This is a genomic window from Hoylesella nanceiensis DSM 19126 = JCM 15639 (assembly GCF_000379965.1).
Taxonomy (GTDB): Bacteria; Bacteroidota; Bacteroidia; order Bacteroidales; family Bacteroidaceae; genus Prevotella; species Prevotella nanceiensis.
In genome coordinates, this window is sequence record NZ_KB904327.1 from 721,723 (window position 1) to 743,573 (window position 21,851).

18 protein-coding genes and 1 tRNA gene are annotated in these 21,851 nt (G+C 38.1%); 3 read left to right on the forward strand and 16 right to left on the reverse strand.

Annotation, left to right across the window (positions count from 1 at the left end; translation table 11 throughout):
- From A3GM_RS0103005 to A3GM_RS0103035, 7 genes are all read right to left on the reverse strand, one after another.
- On the reverse strand, positions 1-1,320 hold the full coding sequence (locus tag A3GM_RS0103005) for a hypothetical protein (protein ID WP_018361909.1): 1,320 nt from the start codon (positions 1,318-1,320) through the stop codon (positions 1-3).
- A gap of 485 nt (positions 1,321-1,805) precedes the next feature.
- The gene (locus A3GM_RS0103010; protein ID WP_018361910.1) at positions 1,806-3,107 is read right to left on the reverse strand and encodes a bifunctional folylpolyglutamate synthase/dihydrofolate synthase; all 1,302 of its coding nucleotides are present in this window, start codon (positions 3,105-3,107) and stop codon (positions 1,806-1,808) included.
- Between the two features lie 149 nt (positions 3,108-3,256).
- Positions 3,257-4,429 carry a molecular chaperone DnaJ gene (gene dnaJ, locus A3GM_RS0103015; protein ID WP_018361911.1) on the reverse strand — a complete coding sequence of 391 codons (1,173 nt, stop codon included), beginning with the start codon at positions 4,427-4,429 and terminating at the stop codon, positions 3,257-3,259.
- A gap of 41 nt (positions 4,430-4,470) precedes the next feature.
- On the reverse strand, positions 4,471-5,049 hold the full coding sequence (locus A3GM_RS0103020) for a nucleotide exchange factor GrpE (RefSeq protein WP_018361912.1): 579 nt from the start codon (positions 5,047-5,049) through the stop codon (positions 4,471-4,473).
- Between the two features lie 121 nt (positions 5,050-5,170).
- Positions 5,171-6,784 carry an ABC-F family ATP-binding cassette domain-containing protein gene (locus A3GM_RS0103025; RefSeq protein ID WP_018361913.1) on the reverse strand — a complete coding sequence of 538 codons (1,614 nt, stop codon included), beginning with the start codon at positions 6,782-6,784 and terminating at the stop codon, positions 5,171-5,173.
- 112 nt (positions 6,785-6,896) lie between these two features.
- A complete protein-coding gene (locus A3GM_RS10930; protein WP_018361914.1) occupies positions 6,897-7,313 on the reverse strand; it encodes a GNAT family N-acetyltransferase in 417 nt (138 codons plus the stop codon).
- 118 nt (positions 7,314-7,431) lie between these two features.
- Entirely contained in the window at positions 7,432-9,744 is a 2,313-nt protein-coding gene (locus A3GM_RS0103035) for a transglycosylase domain-containing protein (protein WP_018361915.1), read from the reverse strand.
- A 118-nt stretch (positions 9,745-9,862) separates the two neighbouring features.
- Between A3GM_RS0103035 and pyrB the strand changes: the two genes are divergently transcribed.
- Positions 9,863-10,810 carry an aspartate carbamoyltransferase gene (gene pyrB / locus A3GM_RS0103040; protein ID WP_025829644.1) on the forward strand — a complete coding sequence of 316 codons (948 nt, stop codon included), beginning with the start codon at positions 9,863-9,865 and terminating at the stop codon, positions 10,808-10,810.
- On the forward strand, positions 10,810-11,268 hold the full coding sequence (pyrI, locus tag A3GM_RS0103045; RefSeq protein WP_018361917.1) for an aspartate carbamoyltransferase regulatory subunit: 459 nt from the start codon (positions 10,810-10,812) through the stop codon (positions 11,266-11,268). Before pyrB ends, pyrI begins: the two co-directional genes overlap by 1 nt.
- Before the next feature lie 125 nt (positions 11,269-11,393).
- Here pyrI and A3GM_RS11490 read toward each other — a convergent pair.
- The 9 genes from A3GM_RS11490 to A3GM_RS0103080 form a co-directional block, all read right to left on the reverse strand.
- A tRNA-Cys gene (locus A3GM_RS11490) sits at positions 11,394-11,464 on the reverse strand.
- Positions 11,465-11,522: 58 nt separating this feature from the next.
- Positions 11,523-11,711, reverse strand: coding sequence for a FeoB-associated Cys-rich membrane protein (locus tag A3GM_RS11865; RefSeq protein ID WP_025829641.1), 189 nt, complete (start codon positions 11,709-11,711; stop codon positions 11,523-11,525).
- 65 nt (positions 11,712-11,776) lie between these two features.
- On the reverse strand, positions 11,777-13,057 hold the full coding sequence (glyA, locus tag A3GM_RS0103050; RefSeq protein WP_018361918.1) for a serine hydroxymethyltransferase: 1,281 nt from the start codon (positions 13,055-13,057) through the stop codon (positions 11,777-11,779).
- 102 nt (positions 13,058-13,159) lie between these two features.
- A complete protein-coding gene (locus A3GM_RS0103055; RefSeq protein ID WP_240430783.1) occupies positions 13,160-14,455 on the reverse strand; it encodes an acyloxyacyl hydrolase in 1,296 nt (431 codons plus the stop codon).
- A gap of 17 nt (positions 14,456-14,472) precedes the next feature.
- Entirely contained in the window at positions 14,473-15,846 is a 1,374-nt protein-coding gene (locus A3GM_RS0103060) for an MATE family efflux transporter (RefSeq protein ID WP_018361920.1), read from the reverse strand.
- A 121-nt stretch (positions 15,847-15,967) separates the two neighbouring features.
- Positions 15,968-16,684 carry an SIMPL domain-containing protein gene (locus A3GM_RS0103065; protein WP_018361921.1) on the reverse strand — a complete coding sequence of 239 codons (717 nt, stop codon included), beginning with the start codon at positions 16,682-16,684 and terminating at the stop codon, positions 15,968-15,970.
- 54 nt (positions 16,685-16,738) lie between these two features.
- Complete coding sequence (wecB, locus tag A3GM_RS0103070; RefSeq protein ID WP_018361922.1) at positions 16,739-17,836, reverse strand: non-hydrolyzing UDP-N-acetylglucosamine 2-epimerase; 1,098 nt, start codon at positions 17,834-17,836, stop codon at positions 16,739-16,741.
- Between the two features lie 222 nt (positions 17,837-18,058).
- The gene (locus A3GM_RS0103075; protein ID WP_025829640.1) at positions 18,059-19,288 is read right to left on the reverse strand and encodes an anaerobic sulfatase-maturation protein; all 1,230 of its coding nucleotides are present in this window, start codon (positions 19,286-19,288) and stop codon (positions 18,059-18,061) included.
- Between the two features lie 263 nt (positions 19,289-19,551).
- Entirely contained in the window at positions 19,552-21,108 is a 1,557-nt protein-coding gene (locus A3GM_RS0103080; protein WP_018361924.1) for a sulfatase family protein, read from the reverse strand.
- Positions 21,109-21,282: 174 nt separating this feature from the next.
- On the opposite strand from A3GM_RS0103080, the gene A3GM_RS0103085 reads away from it, so the two are divergent.
- Positions 21,283-21,774, forward strand: coding sequence for a 3'-5' exonuclease (locus A3GM_RS0103085; RefSeq protein WP_018361925.1), 492 nt, complete (start codon positions 21,283-21,285; stop codon positions 21,772-21,774).
- Positions 21,775-21,851: the final 77 nt, after the last annotated feature.

Sequence of the window (21,851 nt, forward strand, 5' to 3'; positions counted from 1 at the left end):
TTATTCTGTTACCACCTCTTTGCGCACACTTCCATCGCTATATTTCACGATATTAACTCCCTTTTGAGGTGTTAGAATGCAACATCCATCAATGGTATAGCGTGCAACTTCTATTGTATTGGTCTGCTTTAGGGATAAAGGAGTGATTGAAGTTGCTGTAGCATCATCAATACTACATTTTGCAGCATTCTCTATTTGTCCTGTTTGTAGATTTATCAACAACACACAAACACTCAACTTCGCCTTATCTTGTATGATTGTCTTTCGAGAGATATTACGAAATACATACTCGTGACTTTGTGTTTCATTCGCAATAATTGGAGTTTGAATATAACCTCTTAAAGGATAAGTCACCCCTTCGGCAGCTATTGCAACCGAATTATTCACATAACCTCTTAATTCATAAGGGGAATTGATAAAGAAATCGAGTTCTTTTGTTATCCCACTATCAACAGTTCTACCCGAATAAGCATTGGCTTGTGCCCAAGAAGGGTGCGACATTCCATCTTCTATCAACACATAAGCAAAGCCATAAGGCGCATCTTCACGATCTAAACAAAATGTTACACGAGGAATAACAGTAATATTCTCTTTTTCAGTATCCCACTTTGCCGATATTTCGATATCCATATCTGCCCCTTTTGTCTTTTCTTCCTCGAACTCTGCATTAGCTTTATGATAAGGCAAGAATAGATTTCGATTCATTACAAGTGTGGGTCTACTTGAATAATCTCGTGCTTTACTGGCATAATCTTGGCAATGTAACGCATCACGAGAAGTGTGAACGACAATTCCTATAACGTCATTAGGATAAATATTCAACAGATTTTCCATCAAAGCAAGGCCTCGAGGACAATATTGACACGACATTCGGGTGTATTCTTCTACCACAATTCTGCGGTGAGGGACTTTCTTTACGGTCTGCCTTGGAAAGGTTATAGATTTTATCGAAGCACTATTTGGTTGGCCATTTACTTTCGTAATGGCCAATTCTAACGTTGTTTTAGATATCTCATGATATGGAGGTACGTCTATTTCTACAGTTACTCCCTCCATTTTTTCTAATGATTTGGGAAAGTTGTAAACTTTGGTTTGAATGACTTTTCCGTCAAATGACAAGCTATATTCAAAAGACTGAATGCTAGAAGCACCATGATTGGTTACCAACACTGGGCATTTTGCACTTGTTTCATAGAGTGAAACATATACTTTTCGATCGATAGTAGATGGAGAAAGACTATAATTTTCTGCAGAAAGAGATCCTGCATAACAAACGAGTGCAATGATTGTCAAAAGTTGTATGTAAATTCTTTTTATCATAAAGTGTAAATATCTGTGTTTAGAAGGCATCTATAAATAATACATTTTCTTATCATAAAGCAAGAGCATCAAGTCTCGTCTGTATCTAAGATCCTTATAACAAGGGTACAAAATTATAAAAAAAAGAGAAAACAACAAAGGAGAAACAGAGTAACAGAGTTGCTTTAAAGAATAAAACAACATTATTCTTTAGAGGGACTTGCCTATAAAGGAATAGGATTTCTGCTCCACTCAAGCGCTTTAAATGATCCTTATTCTGTTGATTAACTTGAAAATAGGTTCGGGCTATTCTGTTTATATCATACAGACACGCCTTTTTCCCAAAGAAGAGAAAAGCAATTGAAAACAGAAGAATACTTTCTAGAGAACAAAAGGATTGATTTTACAATTCAAAAGTAATGCTATTACCTTGCAAAAGCATTGCCATTGCAGGGTAATAGCATTGAGTTGAATGAGTAAATAAAACGCAAGTAAAAATGAATTGCTTATTGCTTTAACCATAGTTGAGATATTAATACCTCGGAAATGATGTAATTACTGCCACCAATAAACAAACAATCATCGTTCTTCATAGTAGAGAGTGCTGCGCAACAAGCCTCCTCCACCGTAGGATAAGAAGTGCCTTTAAGTCCTCTCAATTTTGCTTTTTGCTCCACAACATGTTCTGATAATGCCCGTTTACAAGAGGCTTTAGTAAAATAGTAGACGGCTTTTTCTGGTAAAAGTTGTATAACAGCATCGATGTCTTTATCGTCCACCATTCCAAAAACGATGTGTAGTTGACTACAATCTAATTCGTTTAGCTGTTTAGAAAGAGAGTTCCAAGCTGCCTCATTGTGACCAGTATCACAGAGAATGTAAGGAGTTTGCGATAGAGTTTGCCAACGCCCTGCAAGTCCCGTCAATGTTTCGACATGCTTGAATCCCTCTTTCACATGATCAGTAGCTATGTCGAATCCAAGTAATTGCAACTCTTTCACCGCTGTTAAGATGGTGTTTGAGTTCTTCACCTGATAGCTTCCTTTTAGCTGTCCTTCAACTATTCCAAAGTGTTTTGTTGTATATTCCCATGCTTTATCTGCATTTTGAACATAAGAAGTCACTTCGGGTTGATCTTCCGCAAGGATCAATTTGGCATTTTCCTCTAACGCTTTCGCCTTAAATACAGGTAATGTTTCGTCGTTATACTCCCCTATCACAACGGGTGTTTGATGTTTTATCACTCCAGCTTTCTCACTTGCTATCTTCGATAAAGAATCTCCAAGGAGCGCAACATGATCGAGTCCAATATTGGTTATCACCGACAACACGGGCGAAATGATATTGGTGCAGTCGAGTCTTCCACCCAATCCCACTTCAATAACAGCCACGTCCACCTCGCTATCGGCAAAATATTTAAAGGCAAGAGCTGTTGTTAATTCAAAAAAAGAAGGGTGAAGAGGTTCGAAAAAAGAAGCATTTTGATGTACAAAATCCACTACATAATCTTCTGAAATACATTCGCCATTCACTCTTATACGCTCTTTAAAATCAACAAGATGCGGCGAAGTGTAGAGCCCAACACGATATCCTGCGCTCTGTAAGATAGCAGCTAAGGTATGAGAACACGAGCCTTTGCCATTCGTTCCCGCAACATGTATGGTTCGATAGTTACGGTGCGGGTGATTGAAATGCTTATCGAGCGACTCCGAATTAAATAATCCTGGCTTATAAGCACTGTTTCCTACCTTCTCGAAAACAGGCATACTGTTAAACAAATATTCAATTGTTTCTTGATATGTTCTCATTTTTTCGTGCAAAATAATGGGGTATTAGGAATGTCTATTTATCAAAATAAAGGTGTAAAAAGGTCCTATTGCATGCAAACACATACCATTTACACTGCAATGAACTACCTTTCTACACCTTTATCGATTAATAACTTATAGATAAGTGATTAACTAAAATAGTTTTTAAAGCGTTCAAAAATTGACTTTTTTGTATCATCATCGCCTTTAAAATTATCGCTATCCGCAAATTGCTCGATAGCTTTTTTCTCATCTTTTGATAATGTCTTAGGTACGTAAACACTGATGTTTACCACTAAGTCGCCTGTATCGTTGCCATAACCTTGTACTGCGGGCAAACCTTTTCCACGCAAACGAAGGGTCTTTCCTGGCTGTGTTCCTGGCTCAATCTTTATCTTTACCTTTGTATTCTCAATTGTTGGAATTTCTATTTCTCCACCAAGAGCTGCCATTGGGAATGTAAGTAGAAGATTATAGATGATGTCTTGTCCGTCACGCACAAAGGTATTGTTTTGCTCTTCGGCAATATATACCTGAATGTTTCCTGCTACTCCGTTTCTTGGACCAGCGTTTCCTTTTCCAGGAACATTAACAACCATACCTTCTGCAACGCCCTTTGGAATATTGATTTCAACCACTTCTTCGCCTTTCACAACACCCATTCCATGGCATTCGTGACATTTATCCTTGATAACAACACCCTCTCCGTGACATTGAGGACACTCTGCTTGGGTCTGCATCATACCAAACATGGTGCGAGTTGTTTGCATAACAGCTCCACTACCATTACAATTAGGACAAACATCTGCTTCTTTGCCGTTCTCAGTGCCATGTCCATGACAGTGATTACAAACGACATCTTTCTTTACTTTGAACTTCTTGGTAACTCCTTCTGCAACTTCTTGTAGAGAAAGACTCACCTTTAATCTTAAATCTGCGCCTTTATATTGTGGACGTTGTGGACCTCTTGAACCAAAACCACCAAATCCTTCAAAGCCTCCAAAACCCGAATGACCTCCGAAAACATCACCGAACATAGAGAAAATATCGTCCATTGAGAAGCCTTGTCCACCGCCAAAGCCTTCTCCAAAACCACCTCCTGGAGCATTAAAGCCAAACTGATCGTATTGCTTTCTCTTCTGTTCATCGTGCAATACGTCATAAGCCTCAGCAGCTTCTTTAAACTTTTCTTCTGCTTCTGGATTGTCGGGATTTCTATCTGGATGGTATTTTATAGCTAACTTTCTATATGCTTTCTTTATTTCATCAGCCGAAGCGCCTTTATCAACACCAAGAACTTCGTAGTAATCTCTTTTTGCCACAAGTTAATTCTCCTATTTTCTTTAATATAACAATACGTGAATTATTGACCAACCGCCACTTTGGCATGACGAATAACCTTATCATTCAAGGTATAACCTGTTTGAACACAGTCGATAACTTTTCCTTTCTTATCGTCTCCCATACCTGGAACCATCGCAACGGCTTCATGATAATCTACATCAAAATCAGCATCATTGGTTTCAATTTTCTTTACTCCAATGCTGTCTAACTGCTTGATAAACTTGTTATAAATAAGCTCCCAGCCTTCTTCTACCGCTGTAATATCTTTTGCTTTTCCCGCATTTGCGATCGCTCTTTCCATATCATCAAGGATTGGAAGGAATGTTGTTACGGTTTTCTCGCTACCGTTTAAGATAAGTTCTGTCTTCTCTTTTAGAGTACGTTTCTTATAATTATCGAACTCAGCAACGGTTCTTAAGTACTTATCTTTAAGCGTTTCGAGCTCTGCTTTTAATGTGTCTACAGTCTCTACAGACTCTCCCTGAGAGGTAGTTTCATTACATTCATTTTGTGAATCTGCTGTATTTGTAGTTTCTTCAGCATTTAAAGACTCCTTATCAAGAGTCTCTTTTTCTGTATTTTGTCCTTTATTACTCATGTGATTGATTATTTTTATTTAGCTATTCACAAGCAAAAAGCTTGCCAAAAACATAAAAGGAGCCCTTTTACAGGCTCCTTTCATAAAATATTGTATATCTACTATCAAGTTAAGTCACTGATTAAAGATACATCGAAGCACGTTGCTCTTTAAGTTGTTCGTCGTAAATATAATCGTCATAAGTAGAGAGTTTATCGATAGTTCCCTTAGGAGTTAACTCTATAATACGATTAGCTACAGTGTTAATGAATTCGTGGTCGTGACTTGAGAACAAGATATTACCATTAAATCCAATTAAGTTATTATTGAATGCTTGAATACTTTCAAGGTCTAGGTGGTTGGTTGGAGTGTCAAGTATCAAGCAGTTTGCGTTTTTAAGCTGCATTCTTGCAATCATACAACGCATTTTCTCTCCTCCTGAAAGAACGTTCACTTTCTTCAATACTTCTTCTCCTGAGAACAACATTCGACCTAAAAAGCCTTTCATTTGCACCTCATTACCTGGTCCAAACTGGCTTAACCACTCAACTAAGTTCTTATCTGACTCGACGAATTCTGTGTTATCAAGTGGCAAGTAAGCTGTTGTAATGGTCACACCCCATTTATATGTACCTGCATCTGCTGGTCTATTGCCATTGATTATCTCGAATAAAGCAGTCATTGCCTTAGGGTTATGACTCAAGAAAACAACCTTTTGACCCTTTTCAATATTGAAGCTTACATCGTCGAAAAGTACTGTTCCATCTGTATCTACTGCCTTTAGGCCTTCAACTTCAAGAATTTGATTTCCTGGTTCGCGCTCCATTTGGAAGATAATTCCTGGATATTTACGGCTAGAAGGACGAATTTCATCAACAGTAAGCTTCTCTAACATCTTCTTTCTACTTGTTGTTTGCTTACTCTTTGCCACGTTTGCAGAGAAACGACGAATGAATTCTTCTAGCTCTTTACGCTTTTCATCAGCCTTTTGCTTTTGGTTTTGAGCCTGACGAAGTGCTAATTGTGAGCTTTCATACCAGAAACTATAGTTACCGGCGAACATAGTTACCTTGCCAAAGTCGATATCTACGGTTTGAGTTGATACAGAATCGAGGAAGTGACGGTCGTGACTTACAACCAATACGGTTTGTTCTATGTTACCTAAGTACTCTTCTAACCAAGTAACGGTATCGAGGTCAAGGTCATTGGTAGGCTCATCAAGCAACAAGTTGTCTGGATTTCCAAACAAAGCCTTTGCCAACATAACACGTACTTTCTCGTTATTAGAGAGCTCACTCATGAGTTTTGTGTGTAACTCCTCTTTTATTCCAACATTAGAAAGCATTTGTGCGGCATCACTTTCTGCGTTCCAGCCGTCCATTGAAGCAAACTTATCTTCCAAATCAGCAGCTCTATTACCGTCTTCTTCGGTCATTTCAAGCTTAGAATAAAGTGCTTCACGTTCTTTCATGTTCTCCCATAGGGGTTGATGACCCATCAAAACGGTATCAATAACACGATATTCATCAAATTTAAAGTGGTCCTGATCAAGAATAGACATACGCTCTCCAGGTCCAAGTTCTACGGTTCCCTTGTTTGGTTCCAATTCTCCACTGATAGCTTTCAATAGAGTTGACTTGCCAGCACCATTGGCTCCAATGATTCCATAGATATTTCCATTGGTGAATTTTAGATTCACATCTTTATAAAGAACTCTCTTTCCAAATTGAATAGTGAGATTTGTTACTGTTATCATTTGTGTTATTTATCTTATAATATATATTCGGGTGCAAAGGTAATAATTTTTATTGGGATGTCCCAGAGGTAACTATTTTATTTTAAGGGTTTTCCAATTCTGACCTAACAAATTAGCCTTTTATTCGCTGATAAGCTAATCTTGGACTTCCATCTGCTAGAAAAATGATTCCACAATACACAAACCCATTCTTTTCTAACAACCTTTGCATTATTTTATTGTCGTGATGTGTATCGATTCTTATATTAGAATAATGCTCAGAGGCATAAAAAAGTATTTCCTTAAACACTCCTTTTGCCTCGCCATTAGATGCTATTCGATGTAAAACACCATAGGTATCATTGTTCAACCAGCTTCCTTCTGCAATGGAGTTATATGTAGGATCCGGTCCATCTATCATTACAAAATAAGCAACTGCTTTATTTTCTCGAAGTAAGAGATAGCCATTACCACTACGGATGTCAGATAATAACACATCAATAGAAGGATAACCATCTACCCATTGATTAACATTACCCGATGCTTTCATCAGCTCTCAAGCCTTAGTAACAATACTTTTGATTTCTAATAAATCACTTTCTATTGCCTTCCTTATCATTATCTTGGATTAAGCCTCACACCTATTCTATATACTGGGCAAAGCTTTTCTACTCGTACACCTCATCTATTCCAAACTCATCATATCCCTGTTCACTATTATAACACGGGTCAAAATTAGCTGGAAGATCAAAAGTTGCATTAATATCATAGCCCAATGCCTTATCAGCATACACCTTTTTCATGAAGTAGGCCCATATAGGTAGAGCCATAGTAGCACCTTGTCCCATTGAAGTTGAATCGAAGTGGATATCTCTATCATCTCCTCCTACCCAACAACCACTCACCAACTGCGGTGTAAAGCCAATGAACCATGCGTCTGAGTTTCTGTTTGTTGTACCAGTTTTTCCTCCGATTTCGTTCTTCAATCCGAACTTATAACGCAAGCGTCCAGCTGTACCTTCGTTCACTACTGCTTGTAAAAGGACAAGCATTTTATTAGCACTTTCTGCGTTAATTACCTCGTTCATGCGTGGTTGGAAGCGTGCAATGACGTTTCCTTGATTGTCTTCTATACGTGTTACGAATAGTGGAGAAATATGAATTCCATTATTAACGAAGGCTGTGTAAGCACTAACCATTTCACCAACAGAGGCCTCACAAGGACCTAAAGCTAAAGACATAGAAGGGTGAATATCAGGATTATCAATACCAAAGCTATGAAGTATGTCTACAAACTGATTGGGATTGAGTTTACTCATCAAGTAAGCTGATATCCAGTTGTTACTCTGTGCGAGTCCCCACTTTAAGGTAACGAGCTGTCCATAACGGCTTTTACTACCATTTTTTGGCGTCCATGGCTTACCTGCCACCATGTAAGTCTGTTGCACATTCATCACCTTATCACAAGGACTAAAACCATTTTCCATAGCCAAAGCATACAAGAAAGGTTTAATGGTCGAACCAATTTGGCGACGACCACCCATCACCATGTCATACATAAAGTGGTTATAATTCATTCCACCCACGTAAGCTTTCACCTGACCAGTTAATCCGTCCATACTCATAAAGCCTGTTCTTAAGAACGACTTCACGTAACGAATAGAGTCCATAGGCGTCATAACGGTATCGATGTCACCATGATAAGAGAATAAAGTCATATCGACTTTCGTTCTAAAGGATTGTTTGATCTCATCTTCAGATAAGCCTTTAGATTTCAGCACTCGATATCTTTCACTCTGAACCATAGCTCTATGCATAATCTCTCGTACCTGTTTAGATGTAAGATTATCAGAGAAAGGAGCATTGCGCTTTGATTTATTAGCACGATTAAATGCTGGTTGCAAATTCTTGGCTACTTGCGCAAACACCGCTTCTTCTGCATATTTCTGCATGCGGCTATCTATTGTGGTCATGATTTTCAGACCATCTGTATAGATGTTGTATGGTTTTCCATCACGTTTAAAATTCTTATTACACCAACCATACAAGGGATCGTTATTCCAAGCGATTGAATCTATCACATATTGGCGTTTATTCCAAGCTGGATAATCATTCAAATCAGGACGTCGAGCCATCATATATTGTCTCAAGAACTCTCTGAAATAAGTCGCAATACCATCTTTATGGTCTACTCGATGGAAGTCTAACACAAGCTTTTCATCGCACAATTGATTGTATTCTGCAGTAGATAAATAACCCGCTTTTTGCATCTGCGACAACACAACATTGCGTCTATTCAAACATCTTTCGGGATATCTTACAGGATTAAAGAGAGATGGATTCTTACACAAACCAATCAAAGTAGCAGCCTCAACCACCGACAATTCGTTTGGTTCCTTATTAAAATAGGTATTAGAAGCTGTCTTTATACCTACCGAGTTATGCAAGAAATCAAAGTAATTTAAATACAATGCAATGAGTTCCTCTTTGGTATAGTTACGCTCTAACTTCACAGCAATAACCCATTCGATAGGCTTTTGCAACAAACGTTCTAAGCTACTGTGTGCAACATCACTATACAACTGTTTTGCTAACTGCTGAGTTATGGTCGAACCACCACCTGCATTCTCTTGTCCTAGTATTCCTCTCTTCACTATTGCTCGTCCAAGAGCATAGAAATCAATACCCGAATGTTCATAAAAACGGGCATCTTCAGTTGCTACTAGTGCTTTAACAAGATATGGAGACAAGTTAGAATAAGGCACACAGATACGGTTTTCTCTATTGAGATTCCATGTTCCCATAACCTTACCATCTGCGGTATAAACCTGAGTTGCATATCTACTTATTGGATTTTGTAAATCTTCTAGGGGTGGCATGTAGCCAATCCAGCCAAACCAAATAGCTGTAAAGGCCAAAGATGTGACAAGAATTGATCCTACCAACAATGCCCATAATATACGTACAATTGCTTTTCGCATGTTGTTTAATATAAAAAATATGTGCAAAAGTACATATTTCTTTTCAAATAAAGATGCTATCCATAAAATTATGATTACCTTTAGTGCTCAAATAAATATCATCTATTCAAATCGTATTATGGCAAAGAATGATTTTGTTACAATTGCAGATTTATCAAGAGATGAGATCCTTCATCTCATAGAATTAGCCTCTTTGTTCGAGAAACACCCAAACAGAGAGCTTTTAAAAGGTAAAATTGTTGCTACACTTTTCTATGAACCATCAACAAGAACACGCCTTAGTTTCGAAACAGCAGCCAACAGATTAGGCGGAAAGGTAATCGGTTTTTCTGACGCTAAAGCTTCAAGTGTTGCCAAAGGAGAAACCCTTAAAGACACCATTCTTATGGTATCGAACTATGCCGATATCATTGTTATGCGTCACTTCCTAGAAGGTGCAGCACTATATGCAGCCGAAGTAGCTCCTGTTCCTATTGTGAATGCTGGCGATGGCTCGCACATGCATCCCTCACAGTGCCTTCTCGACCTCTACTCTATTTACAAAACGCAAGGCACTCTCGATAATCTCAACATCTATTTAGTAGGAGATTTGAAATATGGAAGAACGGTTCACTCGCTCATCACAGCCATGAAACATTTCAACCCAACCTTTCATTTCATTGCTCCCAAAGAGCTTTCAATGCCTAACGAGTATAAGCTTTATTGCCAAAAGCATAACATTAAGTATTTTGAGTACTACAATTTCGACGAAGATGTCATCGCCAATGCCGACATTATCTATATGACACGAGTTCAGAAGGAACGTTTCTCTGACCTCATGGAATATGAAAAGGTGAAAAACGTGTATATTCTTAAGAATGATATGCTTGGAAAAGCAAAAGAGAACATGAAGATTTTGCATCCACTTCCACGTGTAAACGAAATTGAATATGCGGTAGATGACAACCCTCATGCATATTACATTCAACAAGCTCAGAATGGTCTTTACGCACGAGAAGCTATCTTTGCCCATGTTTTGGGATACACTTTAGAAGATATAAAAAATGACCCTACAATTCTTAAATAATGATTATGAAAAAAGAACGACTTGTTGCCGCTATTGAAAACGGTACTGTTATCGACCATATTCCTGCCGAAAAAACTTATCAAGTGGTTAGTCTTCTAGGCTTAGAGCACACTCTTTCGCCTGTAACTATTGGCTACAACTATCCTTCGAGCAGATTAGGAACAAAAGGAATTGTAAAGATTTCAAATAAATTCTTTACCGATGAAGAAATCAACCGCTTATCGGTTATTGCACCAAAGATTATCCTTAACACCATTCACAACTTTGAAGTTACTCAAAAGAGAATGGTAGAAACACCTGATGTTCTACGTGGAATAATTAAATGTAACAATCCAAAGTGTATCACCAACAATGAACCAATGTCTACAATATTCCACACTACTGGTGAAGATAAGCAGATTTTAAGATGCCATTATTGTGATATGGAACAAAATATCAATGAAGTTGAGTTGGTTTAAACAAACCTTCACAAGGTTATTGTATTATAATATAATAAGGAGAGACGTTGGTTCTCTCCTTTTTTAGGACCAGTATATAACAAAAAAGAGTTACTTCTATGTTAGAAATAACTCTTTTAAAGGAGAGGCATCTAGCAGAGTCGAACTGCTCTACACGGTTTTGCAGACCGTTACCTAACCGATCGGCCAAGATGCCATATCTTTTATGCGAGTGCAAAGATATACTTTTTATCTGACTCTACAAAATTTTCGCTTCATTTTTTAACAGAACAACTACTTTTAGAGTGTTTTATTGCCTTTGCCTGCTCTATTTTATTGTGCAAATCGCAGCCTGTACAACCTTCGCAACCTGTTTTTTTTCTTGTAAAACTCTTGTAAAGATGCACCACAACATAGCCTAACGCTATGGCAACAACTATAAAAACAATTACATATTGTATCATATAAAAGAAATATAGGGGCTGTAAAACCGCCCCTATACCATATCTATTATTATGCGATTTCTATATTAATAAGCGAATAAAGGATAATCTTTCATTGTAGCATTAACCTTTTCTCTCACCATCTTAATCACTCTTTCGTCTTCAGGATTATTCAATACTTGCTCAATTAATTCAGCAATAAGCACCATTAAATCCTCTTTTGCACCACGTGTTGTGATAGCTGGAGTACCTAAACGAATTCCCGATGTTTGGAAAGCAGAACGAGAATCGAATGGAACCATATTCTTATTAGCAGTGATATCAGCCTCAACAAGTGCCTTTTCTGCTACCTTTCCTGTTAAATCAGGATATTTAGAACGAAGATCAACCAACATAGAGTGGTTATCTGTACCACCACTTATGATACCAAATCCACGTCCAATAAGCTCATCAGCTAATACCTTTGCATTCTTTTTCACTTGCAAAGCATATTCTTTCCATGATGGTTGAAGGTTCTCATAGAATCCAACAGCCTTAGCACCGATAACGTGTTCAAGTGGTCCACCTTGTATTCCAGGGAATACAGACGAGTTAATGATTTGGCTCATCATCTTCACTTCACCCTTAGGAGTAGTTAATCCCCAAGGATTCTCAAAGTCTTTACCCATCAAAATAACACCTCCACGTGGTCCACGCAGTGTCTTATGAGTTGTTGAAGTTACGATGTGTGCATATTGAACAGGATTATCTAGCAAACCTGCAGCAATTAAACCAGCTGGGTGAGCCATATCTACTACAAGGATTGCACCTACTGCATCGGCAATCTCACGCATGCGTTTGTAATCCCATTCACGACTATAAGCCGAACCACCACCTATAATTAACTTTGGTTTATGTTGATGAGCAAGACGCTCCATTTCATCATAATCAACACGTCCAGTTTCTTCATTTACATTATAACCAATAGGATTATAAAGCAAACCAGATGTGTTTACAGCACTTCCGTGGCTCAAGTGACCTCCATGTGCAAGGTTTAAACCCATAAAGGTGTCACCTGGTTTAAGAACAGAAAGGAACACTGCTTGGTTAGCTTGCGCTCCTGAGTGAGGTTGAACATTAGCAAACTCGGCACCAAAAAGTTGTTTAACTCGTTCAATTGCAAGTGTTTCAACTTGGTCTACTACTTCACAACCACCATAATAACGGCGTCCTGGTAGTCCTTCGGCATACTTATTAGTTAAATAAGAGCCCATTGCTGCCATCACTTCGTCACTAACAAAGTTTTCTGAAGCAATAAGTTCAACTCCTTTTAATTGTCTTTGATGCTCTAATTTGATAAGATCGAAAATCTGATTATCTCTTTCCATTGTGCTGATATATTAAAATAAGACTGATAATTCATTTGAATTACGTTGCAAATGTAATCAAAAAAAGTGAGAATTATGCCACTTCAACTTTTAATTTCTCTATTATATTTTTATAGGGATAGCCAAAATAAACTCCGTTAAATCGGCTTTGGTTGCATGAGCCTTTACTTGTGCACCAAGAGTGAGGTTCTTTAACTTATTGAAAGTGTAGTAAATACCCACATGTTCGTAGTAGGGTTTCTCTATAATTGAGGCATTTTCTCCCATTGCTCGATAGAGATAATAGCCCAATGCTACAGACAATGAGAGATTATTATAGAAAACTTGATGCTTTGCTGCTATACCAACCGACCATCGACTATGCTTCATTGCTATGCCATGACTTTGATCTAACTCTCTCACTCTATTGGCATAAGTACCATAAAATACATCAACTCCCACTCCAGAAGCCCATCTTTGCGCATAACGATACATCAAATCGCTACGAAACGAACAAGCTGTATAAAACTTAAAGTTTCCTGTTCGATATTCAGGGTCAGTGGGTTGTGTTCCGAATTGTGTTCTCTGCCATTCTTCATTAAGTGTCTTTCCACCTAAGCCAAAGGTAAACTGAGTGTAGAAATAGGGCTTAAAACGCTTTTGAATGGTATCTTTTGAATGATTGAGAATGACTTTTCGCTCGGGAGAATACACTAATCCGAGCATTGGACCGAAATAGTTTGCGCCCTTATTAGGGCGATTAAGTGCGCCATTACTATGGTGAAAGAAATCCAAGCCTGCTCTTATTCCCCATTTATCATCAAGATAATAGGTTGCTTTTAGAGCCGAGCCAAAATAGATAAGCAAGTGAGAACCAATAAATTCATTATCTGCATTGGTTAGTTTGTCGTATTTTTTTAGTGCATAAGCCACTCCAAAATTCAACTGATAAGCAAAATCCCAATGCTTTGTTCGATAAATAGGACGATAGAAAAAGCCATAAACACTGGCTATACTACCTAACTTTGAGTGGTAATTCACAGGCTCTAACAATCCCCAGTCGCTATCTTTTTCACGGTGCATGGTTACATTCGACATCGTATAGCGCATGGCAACACCCAGTGTTGGATAGTTATAATCACTCGAATAGCTATTGCTATCTTTAGGAAGTGCGGTATAATGATAAGCCATTTCGACAGACATGGTATTGCGCTTTTTTAGCCATTTGCGCACATACTCATCTAAAACCAATACTTTTGCAGGTTCTACCGACACCGAAAAGCCATGATTAGAAGCCACACTATCTTTATTTTCCGCTTTTAAATATAAAGGAATTACGAAGAGAGATATACATAATAATAGAACAAGTTGATATCTCTTACGACATAACGGGAAATAAAGGAGTGAGCTATTCATCATACTTTTGAAATCAAATACTAAGATGTGGTGGTGTTATGGTGCATATTTTGAGTTTGAATGTCCATTTCTTTAAAGGTCATTCGCACCACTGGAACTGATATTAAGAATGCCAACAGGTCGCTAATAGCCTGACACATCTCTACTCCTTGTAGCTGAAAGAGACGTGGAAGAATTAATATCAAAGGAATAAAGAACAATCCACTTCGTGCAGACGCCAACAAATTAGCTCTCCACGGCTTACGAATTGTTTGTAAAAGCATATTACTAACAATAGTAAAACTTAAAAGGGGCAACACCGAAAGCTGCCATTTCAATGCCTCACACCCTATTGCAACCACTTCAGCATCACGTCTAAACAGGTCTATAATCTCAACAGGAAAACACCAACCTGCACACGACAATAATAAAAGGAAGATGAAACAAACTTTCATCGAGAACCAAAACCCTTGTTTTACTCGTTGATATTGTTGTGCTCCATAGTTGAAACCACAGAAAGGTTGAAAGCCTTGTCCAAAGCCAATAACGGCTGCAAGTACCATCATTGTACATCTACTTACAATAGACATTGCTGCAATTGCAACGTCTCCATACGCACTTGCGGCAGTATTGAGTAATATCATTGCAATACAAGCCAAGCCTTGACGTGACAAAGAGGGTGTTCCTCCTGCAATAATTTCTTTAAAGAGGGCTACTTTGGGGGTAAAATTGCGCCACGAGTATCTTATATTTCCCCCTAAATAGGTCATTCTTAATAAGATAAGGAAACTAACAAACTGACCTATTACTGTTGCAAGTGCAGCACCTGCAACGCCCATATCAAAAACAAAAATAAACAAAGGATCGAGCAACACATTCACTATTGCGCCTGAAAGAATGCCCCATAAAGCCAAACGTGCATTGCCCTGAAAACGCATTTGGTTGTTCATTGTTAACGAAGAGGTGAAGAAAGGCGTTCCAAGTAACGATATTCCAAGATATTGTTCGGTGTAAGGTAGAATGGTTGGAGTACTTCCTAACCACAAAGACAGGGGTGTTATGCACGCTTCTCCAATCAAAAGAACAGCTATACCCAATGTAAATGAGAGGAAAAAGCCCGTAGATGCCATACGTTGTGCATTATCATGGCGTTGCGCTCCCAATTCTCTTGAGATATAATTTCCTGATCCATGCCCAAAGAAAAAGCCTATTGCCTGCACAAAAAACATAACAGAAAACACTACACCCACAGCTGCTGTGGCTTGAGTGCTGAGCTTTCCGACAAAGAAAGTATCGGCAATATTATAAAATCCTGTTATGAGCATAATCACAATAGAGGGCAATGCCATCTTGATTATTGCACGAGAAACAGGTGCTTGCGTTAATAACTGATAGTTGTTACTTTCTTTTTTCAATGGTGCTAAAATCTTATCATATAATAAGGCGAACCCAACTAAGTGGTATTTCGCCTTATTTTATATTTCCATATTAATCTTTTATCTTACTTAAAAGATGTTGTTTAGTCTTTTATTTCTCTTAATCTTTAAGTGAATAAGTGATGGTTGTAACCACTCTTACCTTCTTTATTTCTGGTGTATTCTCATCTCTGTCTTCGATTGAGAATTGACCTTGGTCAGCAGAAACAATCTTATTCAACTTACTCTTACTATTCTTTGCAAACTGATCTGCAGCCAATTGCGCATTAGCAATAGCCTCCTCGAGCATTTTGGGCTTCATATCTTTGAAAGAAATATACTCGTATGAGATACTATTTTCATAATCATCGCTAAGTACTGCAATTCCTTCTTGAAGCAATTTACCACGTGCTTTCAAAGCTGCTTGAACCACTTTTACATTGCGAGAGATAACTGTTACAACCGAAGTCATATTATATCTATTTACAATTCGAGATGGATCGTAAGCATCTACCACATTATCATCTACCTTTGGAGCATTGATAGTGATTTCATTTTCTTTTATTCCATGTTGCATAAGGAATTGCTTAATCTTTTGTTGTGTACGTTCTACCCTCTCATAAAGATCACTTAAATCGTTTCCTGCATCCTTTGTTACAATGGGCCAAGTCACTTTATCTGCCTCAACTTCACGTTCAGAAAGTCCCTTAACGGTTACTCTTCTATCACGATTTGTAAAATTGTCGATGCCAGCTTTTAAGCTCAAGCCCAAGACAATAATAGCAATTGCAAGTATTGCAGGCCCTGCAACACCTAAAATTAAACGCTGTCTGTTCATAATTTTCTACTTAATTAATTGGTTAACTATTCTGTTTTTCTATGTATATACACTTTAGGCAGTGGTTAAAAGAATACGAACGATGCGATCGGCACTACGTCCGTCCCATCGATCAGGAATACCACTGTGTTTCCATTTATCGCTAACCATATCGTTTAGATATTGGTTTAATAATTCTACATCATCACCCACAAGGACGTTTGTACCCACTTTCACGGTTTCGATGTGTTCGGTATAGCTGTTAAGAGTGATACAAGGAACACCATTAAAGGTTGCTTCTTCTGCCACATTACCTGAGTCTGTAATCACACCACACGCATTTTTTGCCAAGAAAGCAAATGAAAGATAAGACAAAGGCTCAACAACTCGAATAGAATCAGCGCATGAATGTTCGCTAATCCATTTGTTTACAACCTTTGCAGCATCGTCTCTGAGAGGAGCAATGACTGTCTTCTTATCTGCAACTTTCAACAAAGCAGTTAGTACTTCGTCTACTTTCTTCTCGTCTTTGATAAGCGCTTTGCGGTTAAGAGTGAATAAAAGATAGTTCTTTTCTTTCAAATTCAATTCTTCTAAAAGATGAGATGTAGATGTTCTTGTGTGATTAAAGCGAAGAGTGTCCATCAAAATATTACCTACCATGTAGATATTTGATGAGTCTACTCCCTCTTTAATAGCAACACTATTACCGCCAATACCAGCTGTAAACAAGTAATCGCTCAAACCATCGATAACCAATCGGTTGATTTCCTTAGGCATATTGATATCGAAACTGCGTGTTCCTGCAACCAAATGTGCAAGTTTAATGCCTTGTTTTTTGGTGACAATTGCAGCAGCAAGTGTTGAAGCAAGGTCGTCAACAACAATCACTACATCGGTTTTATGCTGTGTTAAATAAGTTTCGAAAGCAGACATTACACGGCCTGTAAGCTCATTTAAGTTCTCACAAACAACATCAAGATACACGTTGGGCTGTTCTATTTGAAGGTCATCAAATAGAGTTGGCTCTAAAGTTTCATCGCTTTTAGAACCTGTGTATACTAATTCGAAAGCTACTTGCTCTCCGTTTTCCTGGAATCTCTTTATAGAATGAATGATAGGTGCTACCTTTATAAAATTAGGACGAGCGCCTGCCACAATGCAAATATTCATCTTTTATTCTTTTATTGTATTTCGATATACAGGCAAAGTAACAAAAATAAATTGAAACTTCAAAACTTTTAAGTTGATGTTTTTTATTTATCACATCAAATTTTGATGCGCCTTAAATAAGATGAATAATGTATTGCGTTTACAAAGGAATTGTGAGGTGATTATAAAAGGAATGCTTTTAGGGTGTAAAAGGATTGATATTACACTCTAAAAGCATTGTAATTATAGCTCAATAGCATTGTTTTTAGCCCACTCCATCACATTACTTGGTGGGCGACCTGCTTCATATTCGGCTTTCATAAAGTCCATATAAGGTGCAACATGCGCAAAGAAACGCTTATAGCCCTTACACAAATAGTTGAGACCTGGCATGCCATAGCAATCGGTTATGAATCTATTTTTAGGACATTCGCCATTACATGCAAACATATAGGGGCACTCTTTGCATTGTTTAGGCAACAAATTGTGTTTGTTTTTACCAAAGGTTAGTTGCTGAGGACTATACATCATTTCTGTAAGCGTTTTGTCTTTGATGTTTCCTAACTTATATTCTGGAAACACAAAGTGGTCGCATGCATACACATCTCCATTGTGTTCCATCACTCCTGCGTGTCCACATGTGCGTGCAAGGGTGCATATACTTGGAGTAACTCCTACCCAATTGGCTAACGTTGCATCGAAAAGTTGAACATAATAGTCGCCTACATCTTCTTTAATCCACTCATCAAAAATAGCGCAAAGGAAGGCTCCCCACTGCTCGGCACTAACCGAATAAGACGTAACCCGTAGATCTTTATCTTTTAAAGAGGCAAGATGTCTGCCATCTGTGTGTTGTATTTGGCGTTCAACAATTGGAGTGAACTGAATGAAATGACAACCAATGTTTTTAAAGAAGTTGTAGAATTCGATGGGATGATCGGCATTTTGATTGTTAACAACAGCCATTGCATTCCATTCTACACCATGTTTGTTAAGCAATTCTATTCCTCTCATCACCTCATCAAAGGTATCCTTGCCACGAGGTGTGGTGCGATAGAGGTTGTGCATGGCTGCTGTTCCATCAATAGAAAGCCCAATTAAAAAGTCATTATCTTTAAAGAAACGACACCAGTCATCAGTTATAAGGGTTCCATTGGTTTGTAAGCTATTTTGAATATCATATCCTTTGCCATACTTTTGTTGTAACTTCAGTGCCTTTTCGTAGAATGATATAGGACGAAGAAGGGGTTCACCGCCATGCCAAGTGAAGGACACTTGGGGCTGAGTTTGCGACAAGAGATATTGTTGAATAAACTTTTCGAGGAGCGTTTCGTCCATCCACATACTCTTATTACTTGCATATAAGAACTGCTTTTCTAAGTAATAACAATATTTACACGATAAATTACAGCTACTGCCAACAGGCTTTAGCATCACATAAAGTGGTTTGGCGAAGGGTGCGTATGTATTCAAAACGTATGGTTTTACGTTATATCACAAAGAGAGGTCAAGATGTTTATAAAACAAACCCTACTCTTTGGGAATATAAAGGGTATTTATTTTTAATGTTTTTGTTAAATAGAAGCAACTGAAATGCCTTATAATGTGGAGCACTTCTTATTACTTCACTATGCAAAGATAATAAGAAGTGCCGTTGATGCCATAGAAAATAATAAGTAATTTACGTCATCTTATTATATAAGAGCACCCCACTCTATTTGTTTTTACATTCTTTTTTATTTCTTACTACGTTCTCTTCGTAAGATGTTTTGCATATCGTAAACCACTTGTGGGTGGTCTTTTGCTACGTTCTTTTCTTCGAAATTAGATGCTTGCATATCGAAAAGCTGTGGCTGAGCGTTATTACCTGTTTCGATTTTAGGTCCCCATTGAATCATCTTTGGCCCATCACTTGGTTCGATATACTTCCATTTTTGAGTTCTAACTGATAATACTCGGGTATTACTTTGCTCTAGAACCCACTCACGAGCATTTGTTTTTTCACCTAAAAGATTAGACAAGTGGTTTTCACTATCAAAGGCACTTCCCTTTGGTAGACGTGCTCCTACAAGATGAGCAAATGATGCAAGCCAATCAATCTGCGACAAAAGAACATCTGACTCTTGATTCTTTGCAACCTTATTCTTCCATGAAACAATTACAGGAACGGCTGTTCCGCCTTCAAAAGAGCTGTATTTATTGCCTCTGAAAGGTCCTGCTGGGCTATGTCCGTTAAGCAATTCTTCTGCTCTATCTTGATAACCATCATCTACAACGGGTCCATTGTCACTACTAATAACGATGAGTGTGTTATCTAAAAGATGATATTTCTCTAGTGCTTTCACGATTTCTCCTACCGACCAGTCGAACTGTGCAATAGCATCTCCACGCACTCCCATTTTGTTTTTGCCTCTAAATCGATCGTGAGGGAAGCGTGGAACGTGTACATCATTGGTAGCAAAATACATAAAGAAGGGCTTTTCTCTATTTTCAGAGATAAACTTAATGGCATGGGTTGTTATGCTATCGGCAATGTTTTCGTCTTTCCAAAGAGCCTTTCCACCGCCTTTCATGTAACCAATTCGACCGATACCATTCACAATACTCATATCGTGTCCGTGACTAGACTTTTGATTATACAACAATTCAGGATTATCTTTTCCTGTTGGTTCGCCCTCGAAATTACGATAATAGTTCACCTCTATAGGCGCATTTTCATCATAATTTGCTACTTTTCCATTCTCTATAAAAACGCAAGGAACACGATCGGCAGTGGCTGCCATAATGTAATGATAATCGAAACCGATATCACCTAGAGCCGAAGGAAGTGGCGCATTCCAATCTTGTTGACCTGTTTTATCTCCTAAACCCAAATGCCATTTGCCTATTGCGCATGTTGTATAACCTGCACTTTTAAACATATCGGCCATTGTAAACTGCTCTGGTCGAATAATCATACCTGCATTTCCTGGCGCAACATCGGTGTCTTTACGTCGCCAAGCATATTCGCCTGTGAGTAAAGAATAACGAGATGGGGTACTTGTTGACGCTGTTGCATGGGCATTTGTAAAACGAATACCATTTTTTGCTAGCTTATTTACATTGGGAGTTTGTATATTTTTGGCTCCATAACACTCTAAATCACCATATCCAAGGTCGTCTGCATAAATCAAAATAACATTGGGTTTACTGGTATTTTTGTTCTTTTGCTCTTTAGATTCTTTTGCTTGTGCTGTTAAAGCCACTAAAAGTGCGGGAGAAAGAGCATAGGTTATTTGGGCTATTTTCTTCATTGTATAGGATTTTTCTTTATTAAAACAATGCCAATGTTTTATTATTAATGTAGTAATACTATCTGTATTTCTCTACTAAAGGAATACATTGCAAAGATAATAAATCTTTTCTTTAGAAGGCATTCTAACGTAAAAATTCATAACTTTGTAGATTATAATTGCATTTTACACGTCATGAAAGATTTTGTAGCGATAGATTTTGAAACTGCTAACAGTGAAAGAAGCAGCGTTTGTTCGATTGGAATTGTGATTGTTAGAGATGGAGTAATTACTGATTCGTTCTATTCTACTATTCAACCTGAACCCAACTATTATTCATATTGGTGCACTAAAGTGCATGGACTCACTAAAAGTGACACGGAAGAGTCGCCTTGCTTTCACGAGATTTGGAAGCAAATTGAACCTAAGATTGGCGATTTGCCCTTTGTTGCACACAATAGTAGATTTGATGAGAGCTGTCTTAAAGCGGTATTTAAGGTGTATCAAATGGATTATCCCGATTACACTTTCTTCGATACACTTAGTGCTGCACGTCGAATACTCCCCCATTTACCTAACCATCAGTTGCATACTGTTGCTCAAGAATGTGGCTATTGCTTAGATAATCACCATCATGCTCTTGCCGACGCCGAAGCTTGTGCCCACATCGCCCTGCAAATTCTGTAAGGGAAAGGTATGATAGTTGTCGGAAGGAAGGTAGAATTAAGTAACAAATTCAGCTACTAATGTATTTCTTTTTTCAG